Annotated in this window: 27 protein-coding genes; 11 read left to right on the top strand and 16 right to left on the bottom strand. The window is 28.9% G+C overall.

The window, feature by feature from the left end; translation table 11 throughout:
• Positions 1 to 44 precede the first annotated feature (44 nt).
• Entirely contained in the window at positions 45 to 1001 is a 957-nt protein-coding gene (locus I6U51_RS06935) for a 3D domain-containing protein (protein WP_211141946.1), read from the top strand.
• 137 nt (positions 1002 to 1138) lie between these two features.
• Here I6U51_RS06935 and I6U51_RS06940 read toward each other — a convergent pair whose 3' ends face one another.
• From I6U51_RS06940 to I6U51_RS06975, 8 genes are all read right to left on the bottom strand, one after another.
• Positions 1139 to 1552 (bottom strand): hypothetical protein, encoded by a 414-nt coding sequence (locus I6U51_RS06940; protein WP_178906645.1) that lies wholly within the window; start codon positions 1550 to 1552, stop codon positions 1139 to 1141.
• An 81-nt stretch (positions 1553 to 1633) separates the two neighbouring features.
• Positions 1634 to 2689, bottom strand: a complete 1056-nt coding sequence (locus I6U51_RS06945; RefSeq protein ID WP_211141947.1) for a hypothetical protein — start codon at positions 2687 to 2689, stop codon at positions 1634 to 1636.
• A gap of 17 nt (positions 2690 to 2706) precedes the next feature.
• The gene (locus tag I6U51_RS06950; RefSeq protein WP_211141948.1) at positions 2707 to 3720 is read right to left on the bottom strand and encodes a phosphodiester glycosidase family protein; all 1014 of its coding nucleotides are present in this window, start codon (positions 3718 to 3720) and stop codon (positions 2707 to 2709) included.
• A gap of 17 nt (positions 3721 to 3737) precedes the next feature.
• On the bottom strand, positions 3738 to 4976 hold the full coding sequence (locus I6U51_RS06955) for a DUF4179 domain-containing protein (RefSeq protein WP_211141949.1): 1239 nt from the start codon (positions 4974 to 4976) through the stop codon (positions 3738 to 3740).
• On the bottom strand, positions 4977 to 5510 hold the full coding sequence (locus I6U51_RS06960; RefSeq protein WP_178906641.1) for a sigma-70 family RNA polymerase sigma factor: 534 nt from the start codon (positions 5508 to 5510) through the stop codon (positions 4977 to 4979).
• 164 nt (positions 5511 to 5674) lie between these two features.
• Complete coding sequence (locus I6U51_RS06965; protein WP_211141950.1) at positions 5675 to 6685, bottom strand: polysaccharide deacetylase family protein; 1011 nt, start codon at positions 6683 to 6685, stop codon at positions 5675 to 5677.
• Between the two features lie 413 nt (positions 6686 to 7098).
• Positions 7099 to 8496 carry an MATE family efflux transporter gene (locus I6U51_RS06970; RefSeq protein WP_211141951.1) on the bottom strand — a complete coding sequence of 466 codons (1398 nt, stop codon included), beginning with the start codon at positions 8494 to 8496 and terminating at the stop codon, positions 7099 to 7101.
• 142 nt (positions 8497 to 8638) lie between these two features.
• The gene (locus I6U51_RS06975; RefSeq protein ID WP_211141952.1) at positions 8639 to 10729 is read right to left on the bottom strand and encodes a helix-turn-helix domain-containing protein; all 2091 of its coding nucleotides are present in this window, start codon (positions 10727 to 10729) and stop codon (positions 8639 to 8641) included.
• Between the two features lie 220 nt (positions 10730 to 10949).
• Between I6U51_RS06975 and I6U51_RS06980 the strand changes: the two genes are divergently transcribed.
• The 5 genes from I6U51_RS06980 (at position 10950) to I6U51_RS07000 (ending at position 14214) form a co-directional block, all read left to right on the top strand.
• Positions 10950 to 11522: a DUF2975 domain-containing protein gene (locus I6U51_RS06980; RefSeq protein ID WP_211141953.1), complete on the top strand. Its 573-nt coding sequence runs from the start codon at positions 10950 to 10952 to the stop codon at positions 11520 to 11522.
• Positions 11523 to 11554: 32 nt separating this feature from the next.
• Positions 11555 to 11779 carry a helix-turn-helix domain-containing protein gene (locus tag I6U51_RS06985; RefSeq protein WP_211142005.1) on the top strand — a complete coding sequence of 75 codons (225 nt, stop codon included), beginning with the start codon at positions 11555 to 11557 and terminating at the stop codon, positions 11777 to 11779.
• Positions 11780 to 11877: 98 nt separating this feature from the next.
• The gene (locus I6U51_RS06990; protein ID WP_211141954.1) at positions 11878 to 12720 is read left to right on the top strand and encodes a CPBP family intramembrane glutamic endopeptidase; all 843 of its coding nucleotides are present in this window, start codon (positions 11878 to 11880) and stop codon (positions 12718 to 12720) included.
• A gap of 197 nt (positions 12721 to 12917) precedes the next feature.
• A complete protein-coding gene (locus I6U51_RS06995) occupies positions 12918 to 13340 on the top strand; it encodes a hypothetical protein (protein ID WP_211141955.1) in 423 nt (140 codons plus the stop codon).
• A 325-nt stretch (positions 13341 to 13665) separates the two neighbouring features.
• Positions 13666 to 14214 (top strand): hypothetical protein, encoded by a 549-nt coding sequence (locus tag I6U51_RS07000; RefSeq protein ID WP_211141956.1) that lies wholly within the window; start codon positions 13666 to 13668, stop codon positions 14212 to 14214.
• Between the two features lie 204 nt (positions 14215 to 14418).
• On the opposite strand, the gene I6U51_RS07005 is transcribed toward I6U51_RS07000, so the two are convergent.
• The 5 genes from I6U51_RS07005 to I6U51_RS07025 all read right to left on the bottom strand — a co-directional run bounded on the left by I6U51_RS07005 (position 14419) and on the right by I6U51_RS07025 (position 19780).
• The gene (locus I6U51_RS07005; RefSeq protein ID WP_246517138.1) at positions 14419 to 16614 is read right to left on the bottom strand and encodes a YhgE/Pip domain-containing protein; all 2196 of its coding nucleotides are present in this window, start codon (positions 16612 to 16614) and stop codon (positions 14419 to 14421) included.
• A 264-nt stretch (positions 16615 to 16878) separates the two neighbouring features.
• Complete coding sequence (locus I6U51_RS07010) at positions 16879 to 18048, bottom strand: amidohydrolase (protein WP_211141957.1); 1170 nt, start codon at positions 18046 to 18048, stop codon at positions 16879 to 16881.
• A gap of 163 nt (positions 18049 to 18211) precedes the next feature.
• Positions 18212 to 18673: a DMT family transporter gene (locus I6U51_RS07015; RefSeq protein ID WP_211141958.1), complete on the bottom strand. Its 462-nt coding sequence runs from the start codon at positions 18671 to 18673 to the stop codon at positions 18212 to 18214.
• A 43-nt stretch (positions 18674 to 18716) separates the two neighbouring features.
• Positions 18717 to 19136 (bottom strand): DMT family transporter, encoded by a 420-nt coding sequence (locus tag I6U51_RS07020; RefSeq protein WP_211141959.1) that lies wholly within the window; start codon positions 19134 to 19136, stop codon positions 18717 to 18719.
• Positions 19133 to 19780: a Crp/Fnr family transcriptional regulator gene (locus I6U51_RS07025; RefSeq protein WP_211141960.1), complete on the bottom strand. Its 648-nt coding sequence runs from the start codon at positions 19778 to 19780 to the stop codon at positions 19133 to 19135. Before I6U51_RS07025 ends, I6U51_RS07020 begins: the two co-directional genes overlap by 4 nt.
• A gap of 245 nt (positions 19781 to 20025) precedes the next feature.
• Here I6U51_RS07025 and I6U51_RS07030 point away from each other — a divergent pair, with 245 nt between their 5' ends.
• Positions 20026 to 20424, top strand: coding sequence for a SatD family protein (locus I6U51_RS07030; RefSeq protein WP_211141961.1), 399 nt, complete (start codon positions 20026 to 20028; stop codon positions 20422 to 20424).
• Here the strand turns inward: I6U51_RS07030 and I6U51_RS07035 are convergent.
• On the bottom strand, positions 20398 to 21246 hold the full coding sequence (locus I6U51_RS07035; RefSeq protein WP_211141962.1) for a DUF3307 domain-containing protein: 849 nt from the start codon (positions 21244 to 21246) through the stop codon (positions 20398 to 20400). The genes I6U51_RS07030 and I6U51_RS07035 overlap by 27 nt on opposite strands.
• 1 nt (position 21247) lies before the next feature.
• Complete coding sequence (locus I6U51_RS07040; RefSeq protein ID WP_211141963.1) at positions 21248 to 22015, bottom strand: SatD family protein; 768 nt, start codon at positions 22013 to 22015, stop codon at positions 21248 to 21250.
• A gap of 220 nt (positions 22016 to 22235) precedes the next feature.
• Here I6U51_RS07040 and I6U51_RS07045 point away from each other — a divergent pair, with 220 nt between their 5' ends.
• Entirely contained in the window at positions 22236 to 22658 is a 423-nt protein-coding gene (locus I6U51_RS07045) for an Rrf2 family transcriptional regulator (RefSeq protein ID WP_211141964.1), read from the top strand.
• Between the two features lie 150 nt (positions 22659 to 22808).
• Here the strand turns inward: I6U51_RS07045 and I6U51_RS07050 are convergent, their stop codons facing one another.
• Complete coding sequence (locus tag I6U51_RS07050; RefSeq protein ID WP_211141965.1) at positions 22809 to 23213, bottom strand: pyridoxamine 5'-phosphate oxidase family protein; 405 nt, start codon at positions 23211 to 23213, stop codon at positions 22809 to 22811.
• Positions 23214 to 23464: 251 nt separating this feature from the next.
• Between I6U51_RS07050 and corA the strand changes: the two genes are divergently transcribed.
• The 3 genes from corA to I6U51_RS07065 all read left to right on the top strand — a co-directional run bounded on the left by corA (position 23465) and on the right by I6U51_RS07065 (position 26513).
• Complete coding sequence (gene corA / locus I6U51_RS07055; RefSeq protein ID WP_211141966.1) at positions 23465 to 24421, top strand: magnesium/cobalt transporter CorA; 957 nt, start codon at positions 23465 to 23467, stop codon at positions 24419 to 24421.
• A 153-nt stretch (positions 24422 to 24574) separates the two neighbouring features.
• On the top strand, positions 24575 to 25228 hold the full coding sequence (locus I6U51_RS07060; protein WP_211141967.1) for a hypothetical protein: 654 nt from the start codon (positions 24575 to 24577) through the stop codon (positions 25226 to 25228).
• A gap of 103 nt (positions 25229 to 25331) precedes the next feature.
• Complete coding sequence (locus tag I6U51_RS07065; protein WP_211141968.1) at positions 25332 to 26513, top strand: sensor histidine kinase; 1182 nt, start codon at positions 25332 to 25334, stop codon at positions 26511 to 26513.
• Positions 26514 to 26539: the final 26 nt, after the last annotated feature.

Consider the following 26539-nt stretch of genomic DNA (forward strand, 5'->3'; position numbering starts at 1 on the left):
ATTAATAAAAATAACTTGATAACTGGCTTAAGGAGGTAAACGAATTGAATAAAAAGACTTTATCTGTTATTTTCACGCTGGCATTGACTATAATTATAAATGCTAATATCTTAGCTGCTCCAAGCACATCAGACGAATTAAAGCAAACTCAAGATAAAAAGAAAGAGTTGCAATCAAATGTTCAAGATTTAGACAAGCAAATTGATGATGTAATAAAAAAAATTGACAGTAATAAAAATGCCATGAATAAAATTTCTCAAGATATTAAAAAAACTCAGGTTAAATTAGAAGATGCAGAGAAAAACTCAAAAGCTCAAGAAGATTTATTTAAACAAAGAGCAAGAGCTATGTATATAAATGGTACTGGTAGCTACCTTCAAGTAGTTCTAACATCAGATAACTTAAGTGATTTTATATCGAGAGTAGATTTAATTACAAAAGTAATAGGATATGATAACAAAGTTGTTGCTCAACTGAAAGAACAAAGACAAGCTATAGAAAATCAAAAAGAAGCTTTAAATAATGAGAATAATAAATTACAAGCTTTAAAGACAAGCAATGAAGTTACTTTATCAAAATTGAGTAAAGATATAAAAGAACAAAAATCACTTCTAAGTAAAACTACAGAAAAAGAAAAACAGTTAGTTGCCATGGAAACTGAAACCAACCGAACCTATAAAAATGGTAGCTTATCCCGTGGTATGTCAAGCTCTGCGTCTTATTCACAGGTACTCAGTATGCAGGCGACTGCATATGCAGGTGATGGAATCACTGCATCAGGTACTCCAACGAAGAGGGATATAAATGGATATAGTACTATAGCTGTAGATCCTAGAGTTATACCACTAGGCTCTAGAGTTTATGTAGAAGGATACGGATATGCTATTGCAGAAGATATAGGTGGTGCTATTAAAGGAAACATAATAGATGTGTTTTTCTACTCAGAATCTGAAGCACAAAGTTGGGGAAGAAGACCTGTTAAAGTCTACATACTTAATTAAAGAATAGGCTATCCCAAAATAGATTTTTATAAAATAAAGGATTTAGTACTAAAAATAAATTATTTCTTAGTACTAAATCCTATTTTTATCCGATTACTTTTAACATCCATCTGAAGCCAAGAATTCTGTTTATCATACTATTCAACTTGTTTTACTAATCGCTTCATAACATCTCTTAATTTCGGTGTTCCCAGTTCTTCATGAGCTGTAGCCATAACTAATTTTATATCATTATCTGATTGATCCCATTTATAAGCTTTAATATCGAAAATAGCTTCTTCTGGGATATGTTCTTCAATATCAGCTGCAAGTTCTTCTGCTAAGGTGAGATATTCTTCAAATAACTCCTCCTCTGTTAGTTCAACTATATTATATTCTTCTTCCATGATTTCATTTAAAACATTTATATTAACACTTAAATTAAAGGCTAGTATATCTTCTCTTTTTGAACCTTTACTCATATCTTTCACTACTTTAAATTTTGTATTTGCTTCGATTAGTTCTTTTATTTCTTTGCTATCTACAATATTATTACCAAATACTATATACATTTTTTTATCTCCTAAAGCTAATTATTTTTAATTATTATAGATTATATCATAAATTCACATTTCGTACACCAATAAGCTATTTTACTTAAATAAACTTCCTAAGATTTTATTCCCCTCTTTGCTTATCACTCCATAATTATATATTCCCACCAACTGACCTTCATATTGTATTGATTTCCCTGTAGCTATTTCGGTTACAGTTTTTTTAGATGAATTATTTATATATATTCGTCCATCTCTTAATATATATACATCTTTTTTATTCGCATATTCTTGTAATTGATATGTCTTCCAGTTGTTTTTATGTTCATTTAAATTAGCAACAAATATTTTATTTATATTCTCGTCATTACCATTTCCTATGTATATCTGATCATTATTATCAGTACCTAATAAATAATGTGCAGAATTCTCCCCTGTAGCTATTGTCTGCCCACTTTTGCCCATTCTTATTCTATCAGTACTTCTATCTTCATATATAAGCTGATCTCCATCTTGATTATTTATAACCGCCATATTTCCAAGTATAGCTTTCGAAAGTTTTACCACATTCATTTCAGTCATACGGTTTACTCTGTATATTCGATTTATTTGCTCATTTGTCTTTGCAGCAATATAAGTTACATTACTTGCTCCAGAAAAGACTATGTTTTCAATTTTGCAATTACTATTTGGCAGTAGAATTTCAAGTACTTCATTTTCGTCATTTTTACGCTCTGTTTTAAAATCTCTCTTAGCGTCATAAGCTTCAAGTTTTAAATAAGTTGATTTTTCTTTTGAAAATTTCTCTGCTATAAGTATTACATCACTCTCTATATCCCAGGTATAATAAGCTATTTTTGAATCATTTTCTATAGATACTTTTTTCTCCTTATTGCTGTTGGTATCAATTACGTATATGGTATCATCTTTATAATAAGATATATAATTTCCATTGCGAGACACTTTTATATCTTCTGCATCATCAGGTATTTTAATATTGATTTTAGTATGAGAATTTTTTGAAGAAATATCAACTTTTTTCACATTGAAACTGGTTTTATTTCCAAGGTAAAATTTATGTATAACAAATAAACCACTTAATTCTAATATTATAGGAATTAAAGTCAAAATTATTATTTTCTTAAGCACTTTCATTAAGATTACACTCTCCTCTAAGGCTTTATATATATTGCAGTAGCTACAGTTCTCTCCCCATTCCAATCACAGGGATTATTTATTACTTCCCCATTTAAATACATAGTAGAAGAAGATCCACCATCTAGATTAGTAGCATTTACTACTCCCTGCTGTAAAAGTATATTTTGAACTTCTTTTAAAGTAGCTCCCGGTTTGCTCACCCTTCTTCCATCAATCACCAACAATACAACAGTTCCATCCTCTTTTTGACCTATAGCGGTTCTCGGATTCAAACCTACTGCATCTACAGATACAGTTTTCCCATTTATTATAAGTGGAGGATCAAAAGAAATTGCTTCTTTTACATTTTGTGACAATAGCTCATCTAAACTATGCATTCCAACTATAAGTTTTCCAGTTGAAGTAAAAGCTGCTACACTCACTTTTTCACTTGGGTTTACCTTATTAATACTTTCCCCTCCAGATATTACGATTCCATCAGGATATGCTCCTGTCCCTACCCAGAGCTTACCATTTGTCCCTTTGTCCACAAAACCTCCTCCGTTTATGGCTGCAATTGCTCCATTATCTTGAGCTATTTCACTTGTTTTTTGCCCAACTTGTCCTAGTTTTTTAGTATAACCTACTTTTACTCTGGCTGGATCTTTAACTTCAAGCATATAACCGTCAAATCTCTTATCTGGTATATCATATCTTTCTATTCCCTTGTCATTAGAATGCTTTATAGTAACATTATCCTGATTTTCAGTCTCTCCTTCAGATATCTCACCACTTTTACTTTCTTTCATTATTTGATTTATCTTTTCATTAGATAAAAAAGTAGTAGCTATATACTGATGGGTGAAAGTTTTCATTGCTGTATTAACTACCATATTGGTAACATCTTTAAAAGGACCATAAAATACTAATATGGGTGCTGTTATTATAACAACTATAATTTCATAAATTATAAAAGGTAAAAAACACTTAAAAGTTCTCTTATTTTTTTTATTCTTTCTACTCTTTCTATTCTTATTAACATCTATCATATTATTTTCTCTATCTCCTACTTAATTCTTATTTTTACTTCGCCAATATCCTCTACAAAGTTTTGAGAGCCATTATTATAATTAAGCTCATTTATTACTAAATAGAGTTCTTTTGAATTATTAAAATAGCAACTTTGAAAATCTAAGTTTATGCATTTATCATCGTCCATCTCCTTAAAGTCATTATCAGAAAGCATATATTTATTTCCCTTTTCATCAACTAAATAAGGTAATCTGTTGTCACCATACTTACGATTTTGGGTAAATGTACGTCCTATTGAATAACATTGTGATGAATCTATTTTATTTTTACCTAATTGTATTTTTGTTTCTATACGTGTAGGATATATTTTAAAAGATTTTATGTTAAAATCTGTATGATTTGCAGAAAATTTAATATTACTATATGTCTCCGCTTCTTTCCTTGCTAATTTTTGATCAATCTTTAAATTAAAGCCCCAGTCACCTTTTATACTTACCGGTTCTCTATTAAACTTCAAAAGAAAATTATCATAATTTTCTTTTGAATAACTCATTTTATAAGCTTCAGTAAAACTCATAAATCTTAAATTCAATTTCTCAGGTATTTTACTTCCGTCACGACTTGATATCTCTAAAGCTCCATAAGTTTCCTCATTTTGTCCATAGTTTTTAATATTATTGCCTAGGGATGTAACTATACATCTATATTTTTTATTAAATGTTAACAGAAAATCTCCATCCCTATTGTATAGCATTGCTGGAAGCTCAGTATAATAGTTAAAGGTGCTATCTAAAAGATCATTTCCCTTATCATCTACTATTTTAAAGTTTTGAAGAAGAAGATTTTTAAGTCCTTCTTTATTTCCCTTACCATTCAAAGTGTAGAAAACAAACAAATTCTTATCATCTGCTACTATGCTATTTATGGTAACCTTTATATTTTTATCTGTTTTAGATTCATTTATATTTTGCGCCAGCCCTTCTTTTACTATAGTTCCTACATTTTTATCATAGTGATACTGCAATTCTCTAGTTATGGATGGCCCCATAGTAACACTACTTAATACTTGAGCAAATACTGGCATAAATTTAATACTAGTAATAAATAAAATAAATATAGATGCCACAGCTATACTTATTTTATTGATCTTTGATTTTTTTATTAGTTTCTTTTTCTTGTCTTTTATTGCTCTATTAATTGCTTTTTCGACTACATCATCTAGTTTGTCCGAAACTTTTATCTGTTCAAATCCGTTCCCAGGTTTAAAATCCATTTATATAAACTCCTCCTTTAACTCAACTTTTAATTTCTTCAAAGCTCTATGTAAATATGCTTTTGTGGTTCCCTCTGGAATCTTCAGAACTTCTGATATTTCTGAAATAGTCATATCTTGAAAATACCTTAAAATAATTATACTTTTTGACTTTACATTTAACTTATCAATGGCATTATAAAGATCTATGCAGCTAGGTATATCAAATTCTATGTCTGAAATATTTAGATTAAAGCTTTCGACTTTTTCATATTCATCTATTAAAACTATTCTTTTATTCTTTTTTAATCTATTTATTGCGCTATTTATAAGTATTCTTGTAATCCAAGTATTAAAATACTGTGGATTTTTCAATTTATTTATATCCATATAAGCTTTGTATATAGTATCACTTACAATATCTAAAGCCTCTTCTTCGTTTTTCAAATAAGCAAAGGCTATCTTATAAAGCTTTTCTTTACAAGAGTTTATTAATTCACTAAAGGCAACATTATCTCCTTTTTGAGCCTTAGTTACTATACTAATATCATTCATCTTCCCACCTCTTTACCCAATGAAAAATGCCAACATTTTTCTCTTGTTACACAAATTAGACAAACTTATTATACAAAAGGTTACACTAAAAAATAAATTTTATAATAAAAAACAAAATAGATGCAGCGAGACCACTGCACCTATACCTTAAAAATCACATTTTTCTATTTTAGTGTCTTAAACTCATATCCTTGACTTTTTAAATATTCTATAATTTGCGGTAATGCCTTAGCAGTTTCTTCTTTGCCATAAGTATCGTGCATTAATATAATAACCTTTTCCTTGCCTGCAGTAGTTGCTTTTACCTCATCTAATAGCTGTGAAGCATTTTTCCATTTACCTTCTGCATCTGCATTAAAGGCATTCCAATCTACACTACACAAATTTTTTTCCTTTAGTTTAGCGTTAAAAGCAGGTAAATTAGGATCTTTGTAGTATTCCCTAGACATATATCCACCAGGCATCCTTATAATTCTTGTGTTAAAATCTTGTCCAAGAATACCTTTTAATGCATTATTAGTCTTGTCCACTTCTTGCATGAAATAATTTATATTAACTCTTTTATTAGGGTACAACTTTGATAAATTATGAGTATAACTATGATTCCCTATTGCATTACCCTCTTCAAAAATTCTCTTTATCATTTCTTTACTTCCTTCACCTTGTTCTATATTTGATCCAAGTACAAAGAAAGTCCCCTTAATATTATACTGTTTTAATACATCCAGCACTTTTGGTGTTACTGTAGTGGAAGGTCCGTCATCAAAAGTTAAATAAGCAATTTTTTTGCCATCATTAACAAGTGCTTGTTCAGCGTTGACACCTTCATTGCTACCTTCATTCTTTTCTTGCGCAACGGCTTGGCTACTATTGGAATTGTTTGCTTCAGTATCTGGACTTGTATTTTTCGCTGAAGTTGTTTCTTTTGCTGTGTTTTCTTTACTTTTAACTTGTTCATCTATCGTTTTATCACTACCTACGCTAACTTGATTCTGTTTAGCTTTGTTAACAGAAGTTACAACGTTATTTTTAGCATTATGCAATGCCTTAAATTTAGATACTATGGTAATAGAAGATATTATTAAAATTATAATAAAAATGCCTGCCCTTATTCTTTTTTTTCTAATTCTTCTTTTTCGTAATTTAATATTTCTTCTTCTGATTATATCTTGCATTTTTTTACTCTCCAGTTCTAAATTAACTTTTTATTATGGCAAATGTTTGTCCAAAATAATATTTATATTACATATATATTCTACCAAATTATAGAATACAAGAAGTTACAAAAACAATAAAAATTATTACAAATTAGTTACAAAAATCCTAAATATCAGATATTAAGTCTTAATAAACAAACTATTTCTACATAATTATAACACTGAAATATTTTAATAGCTTTCTTTTAAATTATAATTTAAAAGAAAGCTTAAGGCACCTTCAAAAAAATAACTAGTCAATCTGCTAGTCTATTTTGCGTCATACTGCGTCGGCAGAACCCTTAGATAGGGTCGGCTATCTGTGGAACCTGTCTCCTTGTCTGACACAAAATATCCGTCACATCTTTGACTTGTTATTTTCTTTCAGATGCCTAAGTTGTTACAATTTTTGCTTTTGTTTTTATAGGTACATTCTCCATCTCTTCTGCTCTATTACACTTAATATAAATTATTGAAACTATAAATGAAACGATATCTGCAATAGGATAAGCTATCCATGCTCCCACTACTCCAAGCTTAAATCCATAAACCATAATATGAAGGAGAGGAATGAGAACTAGTAGTTCTCTAAATATTGAAAGCAATAATGATGATCTTGCCATGCCCATTGCTTGATAGTAGTAGATTGCAACAAAATATGCCCCTACACAAGGAAATACTGCAATTACTATTCTAAAAGCACTAACAGTGTAGCCTATAATATTCTGATCATTGACAAATAATCCAATAATCTGTTTTGTAAATATCATTGTTACTAACCATAAGAAAATTGATGTTATGGTTGCCGATTTTATTGAAAGCCTTACTATTTTCTTCACTCTATCATAATTTTCTGCCCCATAATTATAGGCTGCTATTGGCTGCATAGCTGAGCTTATACCTATAACAGTAATAAATAGTATCATTGATACTCTGGTTACAAGACCTACTGCAACTATTGCTGTATCTCCCCCTATCTGAGCAAGTATCTTATTTAATACTACAGCCAGTATTGCATCTGATATTTCTACTATAAATGTAGAAAAACCAACGAATATTATTCCTTTAGCTATACCTTTATCTAATTTACTTTCAAAGGATAAGCCCATTTGCTTTTTATTTTGCATGAACTTAATAAGAGCATATATAAAAGCAACTATTTGTGAACTAACTGTAGCAATTGCTGCTCCTTCAACTCCAAAATTAAATTTAACTACCAAAATGTAATTCATTATAACATTGCATATTGCACCAATAGAAGTGCTTAATAAAACAATTTTTGTATTTCCAAAAGCAGTTAGAATATATGCCATTAAAAGCATTAGCCCTTGGAATAATGAACCTATTAGAATAATTAATATATATGTTTTTGCATATGGAAATATATTTTCGCTGCTTCCTAGTTTTATAATCAAGCTATCACTAAATATAAATATTGCAATTACTAAAAATAGAATTATTGAAGTTAATATAATAAATGCATTTGGAATTATTCTTTTAACTTTTGAATAGTCGTTCTCACCACAACTTCTTGAAACTGCACTAGAAGCTCCTATTGCAACAAGCATTGATACAGCAAGAAATAGTCTTTGCACTGGAAATGCAATTGTTAATGCTCCTATTCCTACTGCTCCTACAACTTGACCTAGGAATAATGAGTCAACCATATTATACATTTCAGATACTAATAATGAGAGTATAGCGGGAATGGAGAACTTTAATAGCAATTTTCCTATATCTTCTGTCAAGAATTTGTTCTTTTCATTTCTCCTATCTCCATCTACTAACATAACCTTTCACCTCAAAACTTTTTTATTATACTTCTATTATAAAGTTTTCCTAGAGTTCCAACATTCACTGAGTTGCTGAACAAAAAGTACAAAGTTGCACAAGTTAAAATATTTATGATTTGTGAAATAACAAAAAAACACCCTAAAATAGGTGTTTTTGTACTTTTTGAAGAGTAATTAGGACAGCTCCGTACCCTTCTATCTTTGATATTAAGTTATATACAGGTTTCTTTTTTGCAAAATTTAAAGATATCCTTGGCTGAGATATATTATACAAAACATCCATTTCCTCATAAGTAAGCCTTTTTGGTCTCCCCATAAGAGTCCAGTTATTAAAAGCAGATCCTATTTCTTCTCCAATTTCATATACAGTTACCTTATAATCATATTGAAGATTCTTAAGGGACAAGGATATTTCCCTTTCAGTAACTTGCTTTTTCCTTTTTTGTTTTATTAACTTTTCATTTTCTATAGTCTCATTTAGATCTTCACTAAAACTATAAATAAGAATTTGGTAATTATCTTCATAACTAGTTACAATATAGCCATCTTCCTTTTTAATTAAAAGATCCCCCAACTTTGATAAAAAATAATATGCATAATAAGATGATTTTCTTATACCATTAAGCGTTGTTATTCCTGGTGAACCAAAGAATAATTCATTGCTCATAACAGAGCTTTCTTCTACAGTATCATAAGCTTTCAAGAATAACATATTATTTTTTTCATTTATGAAGTTATGAATTATGTAAGGAATCATGTATGACGTATCAAAAATAGAGTTTACTGTGTTATCCTCTTCAAAAGCTTCCTCTATTATATCTCCCAATTCATACTTATCAAATATTTTCTGGGCAGCTTCAATGTAATCTTGTGGAAGATCCTTTGCTGTTCTAAACCTCCAGTTTTGAATTTCCCCTATACCATATAGATCTAGAAAATATAGAATAAAGCTTTCTAAAAGCCTTAAAAACAAGTCTATTTCATCAAATATTTTATCTAAGATTATCATAGGAATAAGTTTAATATCTACCATAAACTCCATAAGCTTTTCAACCTCATTCCAATTAAGAAAATCTAAGTTTTTATTAAAATAAATTCTCATATCCTTATGAAATAAATACTGAACTATACCATATTTAAAGCCTATATTTTTTTGAATATCCGCTGCAAAGCTTTGCTCTCTCTCTTTTAAAAGTTCTATTCCATCTCCTAAATTTATTACTTCCTTCCAATAATCATTTACTTCCCCCATTACCTCAGAAACATCTACATTTATCTTGATTATCTCTTTTTCATAATTAAATCTATCATAATCCTCAAGATATGTAGAAAGGTACTCAATTGCCTCTTCAATATTAAGCTCTTCATATTTTTTAATTTTTTCATATTTTTTTTCTGAGATATAATTCTTCTTTCTGTACTGGAGAGGGGTCATATTATAATACATCTTAAAATATTTATTGTAATAGCGAGTGTGTGAAAAGCCTACATCCTCGGAAATTTCTGATATAGTTTTTTCTGTGTCCAATAAAAGCTTCACCGATTCATGAACTCTGGTAGAATTTAAAAACTCTTTAAAATTAATGCCTGCCATATTTTTTATTTCATGGGATAGATAATAAGAGCTTAAAAATTCACGCTCAGCTATGTCTTGCAAGCTTATCTTATTCATGTAATTGTTATATATAAATTTAGATATTCTGTGATATCGCTCAAATTGTATATCATTTTCCTTTAAATCTTCTTCATCATATAGTAAATAATGAAAGTTATTTAATAAATGAAATAACAGCTTTACCATATATTTTTCTATTTCTTCATCGAAATCATCACTTTTTTGAATGACTTCACAAGTAAGTATAGATAAAAATCTTCTTAAAACTTGATACTTTTCTTCTTCCTGTGCCCACTCTACTGTTGAGTTAGTATAAAAGTATATATTTTTTACATCGTTATAGTATTTTTCAAAAAATTCTATATCCATTTTAAATACTAATATTTTGTTATATTCATCATTAGAATATATTCTGTGGGGCTCATCTGCATTAACTATTTCAATTTCTCTTTCAAGCACTTCATATGTCTCAGACTCTATCTGAACATATATGCTTCCTTTTAAAACAAATATTATTTCCACACAGTTATGCCAATGAAGTGGATACTCCTTAATTGTGTTTAAGCTAATATTGACAGGAAGATGTTCCGTGAAAGTTACATATTCCCTTCTCATAAACCTTTCTCCATTTCTTTATTTAGTAATATTATTATTTTAATTTTATCATATATAATTGATAACATTTGTTAACATATAGTTACACTTAATGAGAAATTCAAAAGTTATTTTATGTTAATTAATAAAAATATATTGTTTTTAAGTATACTTTTATTGAATAACGATAAACTTAGTGTTATTATATACCTAAGAAATATATGTTATCGGAGGAACAAAAATGAAAATGAACTTTATTGGAGAAAAATCTTTATCATCTTTTATCTATAAACTTTTAAAAATTTGTCTTATAGTTCTAGTTGTATGTATTCCTTTAGTAATTGTAGGAATAGCTGTTGATTATTCAAAAGGAGTAAAAGATTTTTATGATATAACATCATCGGGCTTGATGCTATCATTTATGCCACAAGTCAATAATGAATTTATTGCTAATTATAATATTAGATCTCTATTGTACAATATACCTGCAATAATTACATTTATATATATACTTTATTCTTTAATGAAATTATTTAAAGACTTTTCAAAAAATAAAATTTTTGAAATAGAAAATTTTAAAAGAACAAGAACTATTGGTGTATTAATAGTTTTGCTAGGAATATTTGAAAACATAGCAAACTACATTTCTGCACTAACAATAAACAACTTGACAATCAACGGTATAACTTTTCATACTGATCTTATATCAATAATAATAGATTCAAGATATGTGGGAGGTTTAATAATTATAATTATTGGAGAAATATTTAAAAGAGCTATTGAACTAAAAAAAGATCAAGATCTTACAATATAAATTATAACTAACTTTTGGATGGAGATGATATGATGTCAATAATCATAAGATTAGATAGAGTTATGGCTGATAGGAAGATATCTCTTGGAGATCTAGCTGATAAAGTTGGTATAACCTTATCAAATCTCTCAATTTTAAAAACTGGAAAAGCTAAAGCTATAAGATTTTCAACTCTTGAGGCAATATGCCGTGAGTTAAATTGTCAGCCTGGCGATATATTGGAGTATGATTCAAGTGTACAGGAAGATGAATTATAAAATGCAATGGTTTTTACTCGTAGTTAATTAGAAAAACCAAGACTATAATTTTGTGTAAATCGTGAAAAATATTATATAAATTTTAAGGGGATGACTCTATGAATTTAAGTTTGTTTAAGGAAATTAAAACAAGACACTTGTTTTTAAAAATGTTTTATATAACAATTTTATCTATAGTAATACTTATATTATATAAAAAAGTTTTTAACGGAACTTTAAGAGATGACCATATTGAGTTTTTTGCTGCTGTAATTACTTCATTATTCTTTATATTAGTACTTCAGTTTATGAAGCAAAATAAAATAACACTTAATCAACTTATAGGAAAGCCATCTAGCAAAAAATTTATATTGGAAGTTCCTCTAACTTGGATTATAACTACAATAGGCGGTATAGGAGCAATGTTATCAGTAATTTTTATGGTATATTCTGCAAATCCTAATTTATTAAATTCAGTAAACTCAAATTTTGCTTCAAAACCTGCCATTTATACTACACCTTTTACTGTTATCATAGGCTTCATATACGGAGTGATAATAGCTCCTATAACGGAAGAACTTACATTTAGAGGAATATTGTTAAATAGATTTCACAATAAATATGGAGTAACTAAAGCAGTCATATATTCTTCATTAATATTTATGATAGTACACACAAAAGTAAATCCATTATTGTTTTTTCTTGGAGTAAGTTGTTCTATTCTTGCTTTTAAATATAACTCCTTAATTCCTTCTATTTTACTACATGCTGTAAATAATTTTATTGTACATTTACGCGATTTAATGACACCCTCAAACAGTTCTTCTACAGGTACTTTTGATCCAAACTTGGGCATTTTCATATTAGGAGTTGTTTTGTTATCTATATATTTATTGTATATCTACAAAAATCGTCCTAAAAGAAAATTATTCAATACAAGTAACAACTGTATTAAAATTTAAACATAAATATGGTTTCAAATAAGAAAAGCACTCCTGAGTTTCTTTTTCTTATTTAACTTCTTATGTACTTTTGGTTGTTGTTCTTTTATTACTTGCTCTATTTTCATTGCCCATCACTTCCTTTTTTAAATTTTGTAACCTTATTCTGCATTCTGCATATTATATACTGTGTGTAAAAATTTTATGGAGGATTATTAATGTACAGAAATGAAAATCTAGATCCTAAACAAAATCTTAATCAGGACCCAAATGATACTTACCTTGACTATCGCGAGGACCTTGACGATGACCCTCACATGGGAATGTGCTGTCCTATGATGCACTGTTGTCCTATGATGTATGGACCTCATATGATGTCAAATCAAATGATGTTAAATCAAATGATGCCAAGTCAAATGATGCCAAGTCAAATGATGTCAAATCAAATGATGTCAAATCAAATGATGCCAAATCAAATGATGCCAACACAGGTTTCTCCTGCCCAAATGATGCCTAGTGATGGAGATGATGATCCTGATCCTCGTCGCCCATTTTTCCATGAGAGACCATTTTTCTTCCATCAAAGACCATTTTTCTTCCCTTTCGGACCATTCTTCCCTTTCAGACCATGGTGGATGTAGCATAGATAAAATTAATAATAACTCTATACCTAGATTAATTAAATATAACTGCGGCTTAGGCTGCAGTTTATTTTTTATTTAATTTTTTCAAAATAATAAGTACTGGCATCTCTGCCAGTACTACAAACGGAGGCTATATTAATGTACTTTACTGTAGTTAATTCCATTATATGATTAATTCATTATAGTGTTACTTAAATTTAAATAAGTATCAGTATTTCTACCAGTGCTCTTTGTACTAACCCAGCATTTTTTTTTAGTTGTAACCTTATTTTGAATCCTGCATATTATATATTGTGTGTAAAAATTTTATGGAGGATTATTAATGTATAGAAACGAAAATCAGAACATTGACCAGAACTTTGATCAGGATCTTAATGAAAATTCAAATTTAGATGATACTCGTTGTAAGAACAAAGGACATCACCAGGGGCATCACCAGGAACATCACCAGGGGCATCATTTGATTTGGCATCATCAGGGGCATCATCATGGACATCATCATTTTGGAATGTGCTGTCCTATGATGTACTGTTGTCCTATGATGTATGGACCTCAAATGATATCAAATCAAATGATGCTAAATCAGATGATGCCAAATCAAATGATGCCAAATCAAATGATGTCAAATCAAATGATGTCAAATCAAATGATGCCAAATCAAATGATGTCAAATCAAATGATGTCAAATCAAATGATGCCTAGTGATGGAGATGATGATCCTGATCCTCGCCGCCCATTTTTCCATGAGAGACCATTTTTCCATGAGAGACCATTTTTCTTCCATCAAAGACCATTTTTCTTCCCTTTCGGACCATTCTTCTTCCATCAAAGACCATTTTTCCCTGGAGGACCTTTTTTCCCTGGGAGATAGATGGAATATAAAACTTTAATTATAATTTAAAATATAACTGCAGTCTAGGCTGCAGTTATATCTATTTTGACTATTTTCAAAAAATCATAAGTACTGACATCTCTGCCAGTACTACAACTTGGAGGTAATTAATGTATTTCATTCTAATCAATTTCATTATATGATTGATTTATTGTAATGTTACAAAATTGAAACCATATAGTTTTACTCAACTAATCCACTTTCCTTAAATTGATGAACAAATTTTTTGCCTATCTTATTCACCTTTTCTTTTAAGAAAATTCCAATCAATATCGATGCAATAAAATATAAGGATAAAATGGTCATATTGTGAATTAGTACATTTCTTAAAATACCTCCAACTGCCTCTCTCATTCCTCCTATAGCATAGGTAAAAGGTAATAGAGGATTTATATATCGGAAAAAGGATGGTGTCAATTCTATTGGAAATGTTCCTCCTGAAGCTGAAACCTGCAGTACCAAACCTATCATCACTAAGGCCTTTCCTACATTTCCAAAAACAGATACTAAAGTGTATATAATCATACTAAATATAATACTTACATATATTCCGTACAGCACATATATAAAAGGAGCCGAAACATAAGTTTTTAAGAGAAATAAGTTACCCATTGTTACTACAAAAGCCTGCATAATTCCAATAGTTACAAAAGTAAGATATCTCCCAAAAAATTGATCTCCTGCCTTTATCTCCAATCCATCATCAAAGCTTTTAACTTCTACTGATAGCAATGAAAGTAGTATAAAAGCTCCTACCCAAAGAGCAAGTATAGTATAAAAAGGAGCCATAGCTGAACCATAGTTTGGGATTGGAAAAATTCTATCCTGCTTTATCTCCACTGGATCTGATAGAAAATCACTTTCTGCTTTTGCATCCCTTTTTAATATCCTTACAATCTCATCAAATTTTTTATCACCACTTAAACTTCTTAACTTATCAGCATTTGAATGTATATCATTTTGAACTGTAGGAAATTTATCCTTAACTTCCTTTAATCCTTTTACTCCTATATCAGTTCCAGTTTTGACTCCTTGGAGCAAACTATCAACTAACGGAATGTTCTGCTGAGCATTTTGTAAAAGCTGTAATGTATTATTTGAGATTCCTGCAAAATTTTTCATTGTACTTTCAATTGCTGGAGCTGTTACTGAATCAAAATTGTTAATCATATTACCTGTTAAATCTGAAACTTTATTAGCTCCGTCTATTGCAGCATCTATATTTTCAGGTAAAACTTGTTTCCCATAATCTATACTACTAATCATAGAATCAACGTAGGCTTTTTGGTTTGTCATCTGATTTTTAGTACTCTGGAGCTGACCAATAAAGTTTGCTATAACATTATTATTTAAAGTTTTATTAATGGATTGAAGCAAACTTATACCACGGCTAAGTCTTTCTATTCCATCGCTATACCTACTGCTAACTGTAGCCAAAACCTCTCTAATCTTACCACTGTCAGATGCTTCAAAGGACTTAGCGCCATTTAAAAGAGCCTTAGCTGTATCCGTTGAGCTTTTTATAAGTGCTAAATCTGCTTTTATAACTGGCGATATAGTCTGCAATGAATTAGTTGCTTTTCCTATTACTTCATTACTTGTTTTAGCAATATCTGTTGTTTTGTTCAGTGTGTCAGATATAACAGGTACATTTTTTTGTACATTTTGCACATATTGCTGAAGTACTAAAGATCCTGCATAGGCATTGTCTATATCTCTCCCAACTTCAGGCATCTTATTATCTATGTCAAGGATAATATCAATAATCCCCTGAAGCTGTGGCTTAATGTGTTCTAAGTCAACCCCAAATTGATTAATATAAGAAAGAACTGTATCACTACAGGTTTGAATAAATGATCTTGTTATCTCCTCTTGAAGGCTAGTTATTCCTTTTTGAGTAATTTTAGGAGCTATGGCATTTATCTTTTCATTAACAGCATAAATTAGCTCTGCTTTTTTTGGTGTATCTTTCTTTGCAATAGAAATAAGATTTTCCGAGAAATCCTTCGTTATTGTAATACTAGCATAGTATTTACCTGTCTTTACTCCATTTTGAGCCTCGCTTTGACTGACAAATTTCCAGCCTATGCTTTGATTATCCTTTAACTTTTTTATCATATCATTTCCTACATTAATTTTAACATTTCTAAATTCTGAGCCTTCATCTAAGTTAACTACTGCTACTGAAAGATTTTTAGTATTTCCATAAGGATCCCATGAAGCTTTGATGTTAAACCATGCGTAAAGTGATGGCAAAATAGTTAGGGCTAATATTATTATCAGCGCTACATAGTTTGTATATATGTTTCTTATATCTCTTTTATAAATTTTAAAAATACTTTTCATATCTTTTTTTAAATTCTGAAAGACATTTTTCATAAATCTCGCCCCCATTTCGCTGAACGTTGTAAAATATTCACTAATGTTATTTACTATTTTATCATAATTATGCTAAACCATCATCATAGCCAAGCAAGTTTATTCTTAAGTCAGCTATTAAATAATTATAGAATAAAAAAGCTTAGAATAGTAATATTCTAAGCTTTTTATGTTTTGTCTCATAGCTCTCTCACCTAACATTCCAGTCTTATATAAAACTATTCTTAAATAATCATTAAAGTGATAGATATTGTAGAAATATATTTATTGAAGCTTTTTTCTCTCATAAATAACTTCCCCATTTATAATTGTTATTACAACTTTTGTATTTATCATATCCAGTGGATCGCCATTTAATATAATTATATCTGCATCGTATCCTACTTCTAATTTTCCAATTCTATCATCACACTCAAGCATTTGTGCTGCATTGATTGTTATCGATTTTAACGCATCTAGAGGTTTTAAACCTTCCGAAACTGCAAGCAAAGCCACTGATCTTAGCTGATCTATAGAATTATATGGATGATCTGTTATAAGCGCTATTTTAACACCTGCCTCTACTAAATGAAGTGCAGAACTGTAGTTTCGTTTTCTAAGCTCCATCTTTATTCTCGGTGTTAATATCGGTCCAAAGGCTATAGGTATATTTTTCTCTATTAAATAATCACTGATGAGATGAGCTTCAGTGCCATGTTCAATAACAAGCTTTTTTATGTTAAATTCCTCTGCTATTCTTATAACTGAAACTATATCATCAGCACGGTGAGCGTGGGCTCTTAAAGTCAATTCCCCCTTTAGCAATGGAACAACAGCCTCAAGTCTAATGTCTCTTTCTCTAAGCTTACCCTGTTCCTTTTCAACCATGTAATCCTGCGCTCTCATAAACAACTCTCGTATTAAAGAGGTTACCCCCATTCTGGTTACAGGACACTTTCCACTATTGCCATAACACGACATAGGGTCTTCTCCTAAGGCTATTTTAAGTCCATATGGATTTTTAACTATCATTTTATCAATTATTCTTCCATATGTCTTTAATACTGTATTTAAACCTCCAACAGCATTGTTACTTCCTGGCCCACTCATAACACAAGTAACACCGGCTCTCACTGCATCTTTAAATGAAATGTCGAGAGGGTTTATACCGTCTATTGCTCTTAGGTGCGGAGTTACTGGGTTTGAGGTTTCATTGTTATCTATACCTAACTTCCCAGTAGCCTCCTCTATTATACCCATATGCGTATGACAGTCTATGAATCCAGGTAGTGCGTAATGTTCTTTAACATCAATAACTCTTAATTTATCTGATTCAAAATTTATATTAACAGCTATCTGTTCTATTTTCCCATTTCTCAACAAGATATCTTTTTTCGATTTGCTGTAGTTATCAAAATTTATTAATACACAATTTTTTAGCAATATAGGCTGCATGCTTTCACCTCATAATTTGCTGTAATGATTTCTTCGATCATATAGACTTCTAAAGTCTATTATTTACTTAAAATGTTTCATTATACATATAATATACTCGTAACTGAACTCTATTCTGAAAATAGCAAATGAGAGGCTACTTAAGAGGTGAAATCTATTTAAACTAAGATACTTTTACCTTCTTTTTCTCTAAATAATTTAAAAATAGTTTATCTATACAAATACCCAAAGTTACTAAAACAACACCCAAAAACTTAACACATGAAAACTTTCCACTAATTATTATATCTACTACAAATCCAGTAGCTAATTGACCGATTAAAATTAAAATTGTTGAGTACGTCACTGGAATCTTTGGCAGCGAAATAATTGTCAACACTAATGCTGCCAATCCAAAAACTCCACCTAAGTATACCCATGTCGGAACTGACTTCATAATGCTTAAGCTAAAGATATTATTACTCCTTATTATAAGGACAACTAGTATTGAAATAACTGATGCCACAACATAATTTACTAAAGTTCCATTAAGTAATCCTATTCTTTCTGATAACTTAAAGTTAATCATCTTAGAAATTACTGCTATAAATCCACTTACAAGTGCTAGCACTAATCCAACTACCATGTATCCACCTCTATTCTTATTAAAAGTTCATGTAATCTACTATTTATTTTATTATTAAATATAAACCTATAAAGATAATTATAAAAACCGGCAATCTCTGTACTTTGAATTTAACTTTTTTTACTCCAAAGAATCCAAAGTGATCTACTAATGCTGAAATTACTATTTGTCCTAATAATGATAGTGCTATCGTTAACGTAGCTCCTACTAGTTTAAAACTAAGGCTATTTGCTGAGACTAAAATAACCCCTAATATACCAGCGGAATATAGTAAAAAAGATTCTTTTCCAAATTCTATAGACTGTTTTTTAACTATTTTTATATATAAAACTAATAAAATTACTCCAATAATATGAACAAAAAAGCTAATTTCAAATACATTCAAATAATTACTTAATAATCCATTCAATGTTATCATTATAGATAAAAAAATTCCTGCTGTTATTGCTAAAATCACATTCATTGTAGTAACCTCACCTCCTGATTTTTTAGTTTTTCTAAATCAATAATTATAATTTTCCCATCTTGATATTCTAAAATATTTTCCCGCTTCAATTTATTAATTATCCTATTAATACTTCTGATCGATGCAGCTAAATCTTCTGATATTAATTCTTTTGATATAAGTATGCTATCAGATTTATTTTTACTATATAGATTTAAAACCAACCGTACAAATTTATACTCAAGATTATAAAATACATCATTAGATGACTTTTCTATTTTTGAATAAAGTTTACTACTAAGTTTATTTATAATAAACATTGAAAAGCTTGTATCTATTTCTACCCATTTTATATATGTTTTTCTAGGAACCATTAACACTTCACAATCTGATAGAGCCTCAACTGTACAGATATATGGCTTATTGTTTGATAGCTCGAGCTCTCCGTAAATCTCTTCCGGTCCAATAATAAGTTGTAAATAATTTGTTCCTAATATAGAGGTTCTATATATTTTATTAGTTCCTTTTAGCAATATATGAAAATGTCTAGCTTCAAAGCCTTGTTTCACCATTTTGTCTCCCTTTTTAAAGTTTTTAACAATAAACTTTTTCTTTATTTCACTTGGACAATTTTCAATTATATCTAAAATGTTTTTCCTCATCTTATCCCTCCTGTAATAGATACTACATTATAAGTTAAAGCAGTTAAAGGACATTTGTCCTAAGATAGTATTTTTGTATTTCAACGAATTATGCTTTCATATTAATCACAACTCTATAAAATACTCATATTATAATTAATGAATTAACTTTATTTCAATATTTTCTCAAAGCAAAAGTAAAGATTTAAAACTTAACTTCATCATAGTTAAGTATATAACCTTTACTTTTTTAATAGGAGGTATTTATGTTGTATTGTACCTTGATTTGTGACCTTAAATCTTCTAGAAAACTAAAAAACAGAGAAGAAATACAATATAAAATTATTGATATGTTAAAAAAATCTAATATAGAATTTGAAAATATCATTGCATCTCCATTCTTAATAACCACTGGCGATGAATGGCAAGGACTTTTAAAATATCCTTGTGATTATAAGAAACTGATAGATTTTTTCAAAAGTTTTATCCCAGGTATACAATTTTATACTGGAATAGGTATTGGAGATATATGCATCCATAATTTTGAGTTAACTGTAAATCAATTGGATGGACCTTCTTTTTACAGAGCAAGAGAGGCCTTAAAATATGCTAAAAGAAATAATTTACCCTTAGTTATTTTATTTGATAACTGGAATAACCTGTAATGTTTTTATTATTATACCTCCTGAAATTGCTAAAATAAAACTTATAAAAGTACCTATAATAAAATATTCAGCAAAGTTGCTGTCATCCATTTTTTTAAATCTTGCAATTGATTTTGCAGTAAGTACAAAACCTACCATAGAGGGTTGTCCAATAGCCATTACTAAAAGTATAAAAATTCGCTCTAATATTCCTATCGTAAATCCACCATTTGGACTTCCTATATCTGTTTCTTTAACACTTTTAACTATTACAAGTTTTTTATCTATAAGCTTTCTATATAGTTTTAAATTTATAGCTTGGATATACTTACGTATGAATACCCCAGTCCCCCAAGTACATGATAAAAAAATGATACCTACTATAAGCCATCTATCTAACATTCTAATATTGTAAGGATAATTGTTAATAATACTAATTAATAGATTTGAAATATTGCTGATATTTAAATCAGACGTAAGCATAACTATTATTGAAATATGTATTAACTGATCTGTTATGAATATAAAAATACTACTTTCAAAAGAAGGTTTTAATTTAACTATAAAAGTCTTTATTTCATCAATTATAGAGTGTAAGAAGGCTATACAAAACAAAATTTCAAAATAATATATATAATTAAGTTTTGAAGATTTATATATACTAATATATATAATTAAAATAAGAAGCATTGTACAAAAATGAGTAAGCCCATGTATTGCATTTCCGATTAGACTATCTTTAAAACTTTTACTAAATCTCATATTTAAGATATATTGACTTTGAAAGATGAAATCGCAAATTAAATGACTTATAATAAGTAATAGAAGAATACTTAAATTCATTTTATATATCCTTTCTTATTTTGCAATAGGAATCTATTAGACATTCTATAATAAAATTATTATTATTAATTACAAAATAATTAGAAGCATTTAGCTTTTGACTAATATCTGCTTTAGAAATACCTGGTACTTGTTTAATTATATTATTATATGATCCTAATTCTTCATATAATTCTATTATTTCTAATTGTTTATTCGTTATTTTATGTTTTAGAATCTCATTATTTTCAATTAGAGTATTGATAATTTTATTTATAGACAAATCGTATCCTTTTTCTTCACTAGTAGTAAGTGCTATCTCACTAAATATAAGGGCTTTCTTCATAAACTCATTTATAAAAGAAACTCCTTCAGCATTAAAATATATATTATTATTTTTGCTATTCAATTTTTTGTTATAATATCTATTTTTATTTTTTACTATATTTAATGCTTCTCTTGCTTTAATAAAGCATTCACCATCCATTGATGCTGTATCCTCATATATATTAGTACTAATCTCTCCTATACCAACTCCTGCATATATATTTATGTTTTTCTTTTTTAAAAATCTTTGAAATATATTTATAACATAATAACTTTTATTGGGATTCTTTAAAACAATTTGCCACTCATCTCCTAAAGTAATTGATATGGGGGCTGCCAATATGTCTTTGAATTCAATATTTAACTTTTGTATGTAAAACTTTAAATCCTCTTGTATAACTTGCCTATTTTTTAATTTTCTTGACCCAGCTATATCTATGTTTATAACGCTAAATAAATTCATTTTATCATCACCTTAAAATATTTTCATCTAAATTGATTTTTATAATTAAAATTATATCATAAACCAATTAATTTATATATTTACCATTTTTTATGCTTATTAAACCTTTAAGGTAAAATCTTATTAGTAACTATCATAACCTCTATTATGTATTTTAACATTTTAGCTTGACAATAACCCATGTTATAACTATTATGATTACATTAAGAGGTGAGAATAAATGAAAAAATTAAGCAGTCGTTTTTCAATTGCTGTACATATTTTAATTTTATCAGCAATTACAGATAAAAATTGTACATCAGAATTTATTGCTTCAAGTGTAAATACTAACCCTGTTTTAATTCGCAGAATTATAGGATTTTTAAAAAAATCAGACCTTGTCAATGTTCAAGCAGGCACCGGCGGAACATTCCTTCAGAAAGCCCCTTCTGAAATAACACTACTTGATGTATACAATGCAGTTGAAGTTACTGAAGATAACAGGCTTTTTAATTTCCACAAAGGTAACATAAAATGTAAGGTTGGTGCTAATATTGAATCTATATTAGGTGCTTCCTTTAGAAATGCTCAAAATGCAATGGAAAATGAGCTAAAAAAGGTAACTATACAAAATATAATAGATGGAATAAATGAAATTCCGTAAATTTTATCATGGGAAAACTGTGAAATTAAATAAATACAAAAGCATAACATAAAAGTAAGAATATCTAGTATATTTACTTTATATTATGCTTCTGTATTTGTATAATAATTTGCTGTTACTGACAACTTTTATATTAAAATCTGCAAAATATTAGAATTTTATTATTTCAAAAGGTTCAAATCCCTTACTAATCTTAATTTCTCCGCTTTCTATATAAAAAATTTCAAAAATCGGATTAGATGCACTTTTATACATACCCTGAACTACAGGTGAAAATTTAGCAAAAGCTTCTTCTTTTTGCTCATTATCAGTCACAAAAATTGCCTTACCTGAGATTCTAACGTTATATTCATTGCTGGCACACGCAAACGCTACTTGCGGATTAGCTTGCATTTGCTTATAAACATCTTTTGTATTTGCTGTACCAAAATAAAATCTGTTTCCTTTTGCAAACTGAAACTGCCATCCTCTAACCTCAAGCTGTTCTCCATTCGTTGTTGCAAAATATCCTGCTGTTCCATCAGCTAAAATCTCTTTAACTTGTTCAATAGTCATATTCTGTACCTCCAAAGCTTTATATTACCAAGAAAGTTTATTATATATTATTTTCATAAAAAATTTTTCAATTCAATTTCTTTCTTGTTGTAACCATTATAGTTTCAACAAAAATATTTGTCAAGTATTAGTTTCTCTATATCTAAAGAGTATTACCAAACTCTTGTACTATAACTAAGATTGACATTATTATTTAGCAATAGTAATATCTATATGTTATTTAATAATTAAAAACAACTTGGAGGATATATATGATTCATACATTAGCTATTACGAAGGATATGCAATTAAAAAAAGATTTGCCTCTCAATGAACTTGATGGAGCAAATATAAAGTGGTACTGGGTAGATTTCGATTCTTCTGACGAAAGTGAGTCTGTTTTACTAGATACTCATTTTCACTTTCATCATTTAGCAATAGAAGATTGTCTCCATTTTCTCCAAAGACCAAAACTTGATTTCTATGATAATTATAATTTTTTTGTTCTTCATGCATTAAATAATGATGGACTGACTCCTAGTGAAGTAGATCTATTCGTAGGAAACAATTTTATAGTATCCTATCATAAAACTCATCTTGAGGAAATTGAAGAAGTGCGATTAAAAATTAATACTACAGAGAACTCCTGGGGTGACGGCAGCATATATGTTTTTTATCAAATACTTGATAAACTAGTTGACCACTACTTCCCAGCTGTGTATAGACTTGAAGACCAAATAGATGTGATTGATGATAACGTAAAAAGAGCATCCTTGAGAAAACTTTTAGATAGAACTTTTGAGGTTCGTTCAGATCTTCTAAGGTTAAGAAGAATAATTACTCAAATGCGTGATTTAGCATACAGAATTTTAAGTTCTGATCACTTAAAAGATATCAAAGAAAAACATATATATTTTTCAGATGTATATGATCACCTTTTAAGACTTACAGAAATGATTGAATCAAGCTTAGCCCTAACATCCGAGCTTAGAGACAGCTATCTTTCGGTGAATTCTCATAAGATGAATAAAATAATGATGCTTCTAACTGTAGTTACTACAATATTCATTCCTCTTACATTCATAGTGGGTGTTTACGGAATGAACTTTAAATATATGCCTGAGTTAGATCTCAAATATGGCTATTTTATAGTGCTAGGGATTATGCTGCTTATTGGATTCTTCATGTTTACATGGTTTAAAAGAAAAGGCTGGTTTGATATTGATTAAATCAATATCAAACATTTTAAATTTATTTTACAATTCTTTATAGAATTTTTAAAATTACTTTAAATGATTTTTAATCTCTGTCTTTATAATGAACTCATAACAAATAAGGATACGTAATCAAACGTTTCTTATTAATATAAGGAGGTCATTCTAATGAACAAGATTAAACTTTTATATGATGTATTCAAAACTATGAAGGACAAAGAACTATTTAATGGAACAATTAGTGTAGACGCAGCTAAAGGTGATTCAAAGGTGTTATCATTCTCTAACAAATTTAACATTAATGTTGCTACTGGAGAAACAAAGACTGAAATAAGCAGTGAATTTGATTTAGAAGGCAAAAAAGCAAAACATCAAAGCAATACAGAGTTTAACATTAAGGACTGCAAACATCATAAATTTCATCAGCATATGCATATGAAGCACCAAGATATTGGTAATCATTGCTGTGAGCATGGCAGTATAAAAGCAAAACTTTCAAAAATCACTTTTATACTTAATATCCTAAATAATCTTAAAGCTGATGGAAAAGATGAAAAAACAGTATTATCTCTTGACTTAAAGGAAGTAATTAAGGAAATTAAAGAACAGCACAAGGATTTAAATAATGAACATCAAAATTCATGTAAGCACCATATAAATGATCAACATGAGCATTGTGCGTGCATAAAAGAATTCCTGTGCTCTGACCATGATGAAGCTATATTAAATATATACATTAATAAAAATAATGAAGTGGAAAAAATAGAGGTTGATGCTAAGGGTGAAAATAGTCTTAATGTTTTAGTAAACTTAGCTTGGTAAACAAATAACGGATGTAAACTAAAAATATTTACATCCGTTATTTGTTTTAAGTAAAAAGGTATTGTGGTAATATTAATATAATTAAATTTAAAAGGTGATGACTATGAGCGTTTGGAGAAACAATAAAAACAAATCTCACAAAGAGTGGCATGAATTTCATCGTAGAGCTCATGAATTACATGGCATGAAACATAAACATTACTATAATATTCATCAAAAACACCAAAAGCATAAAAATGAATTTTATCTGTGCCATAAATATTTAACATGGTTGCGCCCTGCTGCTTTGGTTATTAATATATTTATAATTTACCTAATCTTTAAGGTAGTAGGTCTCAAATTTATAACTATACTTTTCGCAACAATATTTACTGTTAAAGAAATTGCACATTTATACATATATGCAAGATTAGAAAAAAAAATAATGAAACCTATTGAAGAATTAAAAGCCGGGGTAGAAGAAATTGCTAAGGGAAACTACGAAGTAAGAATTGAAAAAAGTGTTTATAATGAAATTGGTATTTTAATAGATGAATTTAATGAAATGGCTGAGAAACTACAACAAGGTGAAAAGCTAAAAAAAGAATATGAAGAAAATAGGAAGACACTAATAGCAAACATATCTCATGATTTAAAGACCCCAATTACCTCGATAAACGGATATGTTGAAGCCATACTAGATGGAATAGCTGACTCTCCTAATACAACCAAAAGCTATCTTAGAACAATTCATAGTAATATTGACTATATAAACAGACTAATCGATGATTTGTTTTTATTTTCAAAGCTAGATATGCAAAAACTTAACTTTAAATTTGAAAAAGTAAGAATAAAGCCTTTCATGGAAGATATGATGGAAGAGTTTAGATTTGTTTTAGGAGAAAAAAATATCAATTTTAATTTTATTGATAAAATTGAAAAAGAATCTGAAGTTAATATAGATGGAAAAAGGATATATCAAGCTATAAGAAATATTATAGGTAATGCAATTAAATATGGTCAAAAAGAAAATTTAACTCTCTCTGTAGAATTAAGTAAAGAAAGAGAATATATAAAAATTGACATTAGCGACAATGGTCCTGGCATATCTGAAGATAAGCTTCCTTATGTATTTGATAGATTTTATCGTATAGATACAGAAAGAACAAAAGATTTGATGAGTACAGGACTTGGTCTAGCAATCTCCAAAGAATTGATAGAAGCTCATGGTGGAACGATTTATGTTTCAAGTGTTTTAACAAAAGGCAGCACTTTTACAATAGAACTTCCCCTAGTAGCTTCATAAATTGTATGAGATATCATGAAACAAGA

Origin of the sequence: Clostridium aciditolerans (assembly GCF_016316925.1) — a bacterium.
Taxonomy (GTDB): domain Bacteria; phylum Bacillota; class Clostridia; order Clostridiales; family Clostridiaceae; genus Clostridium_AM; species Clostridium_AM aciditolerans.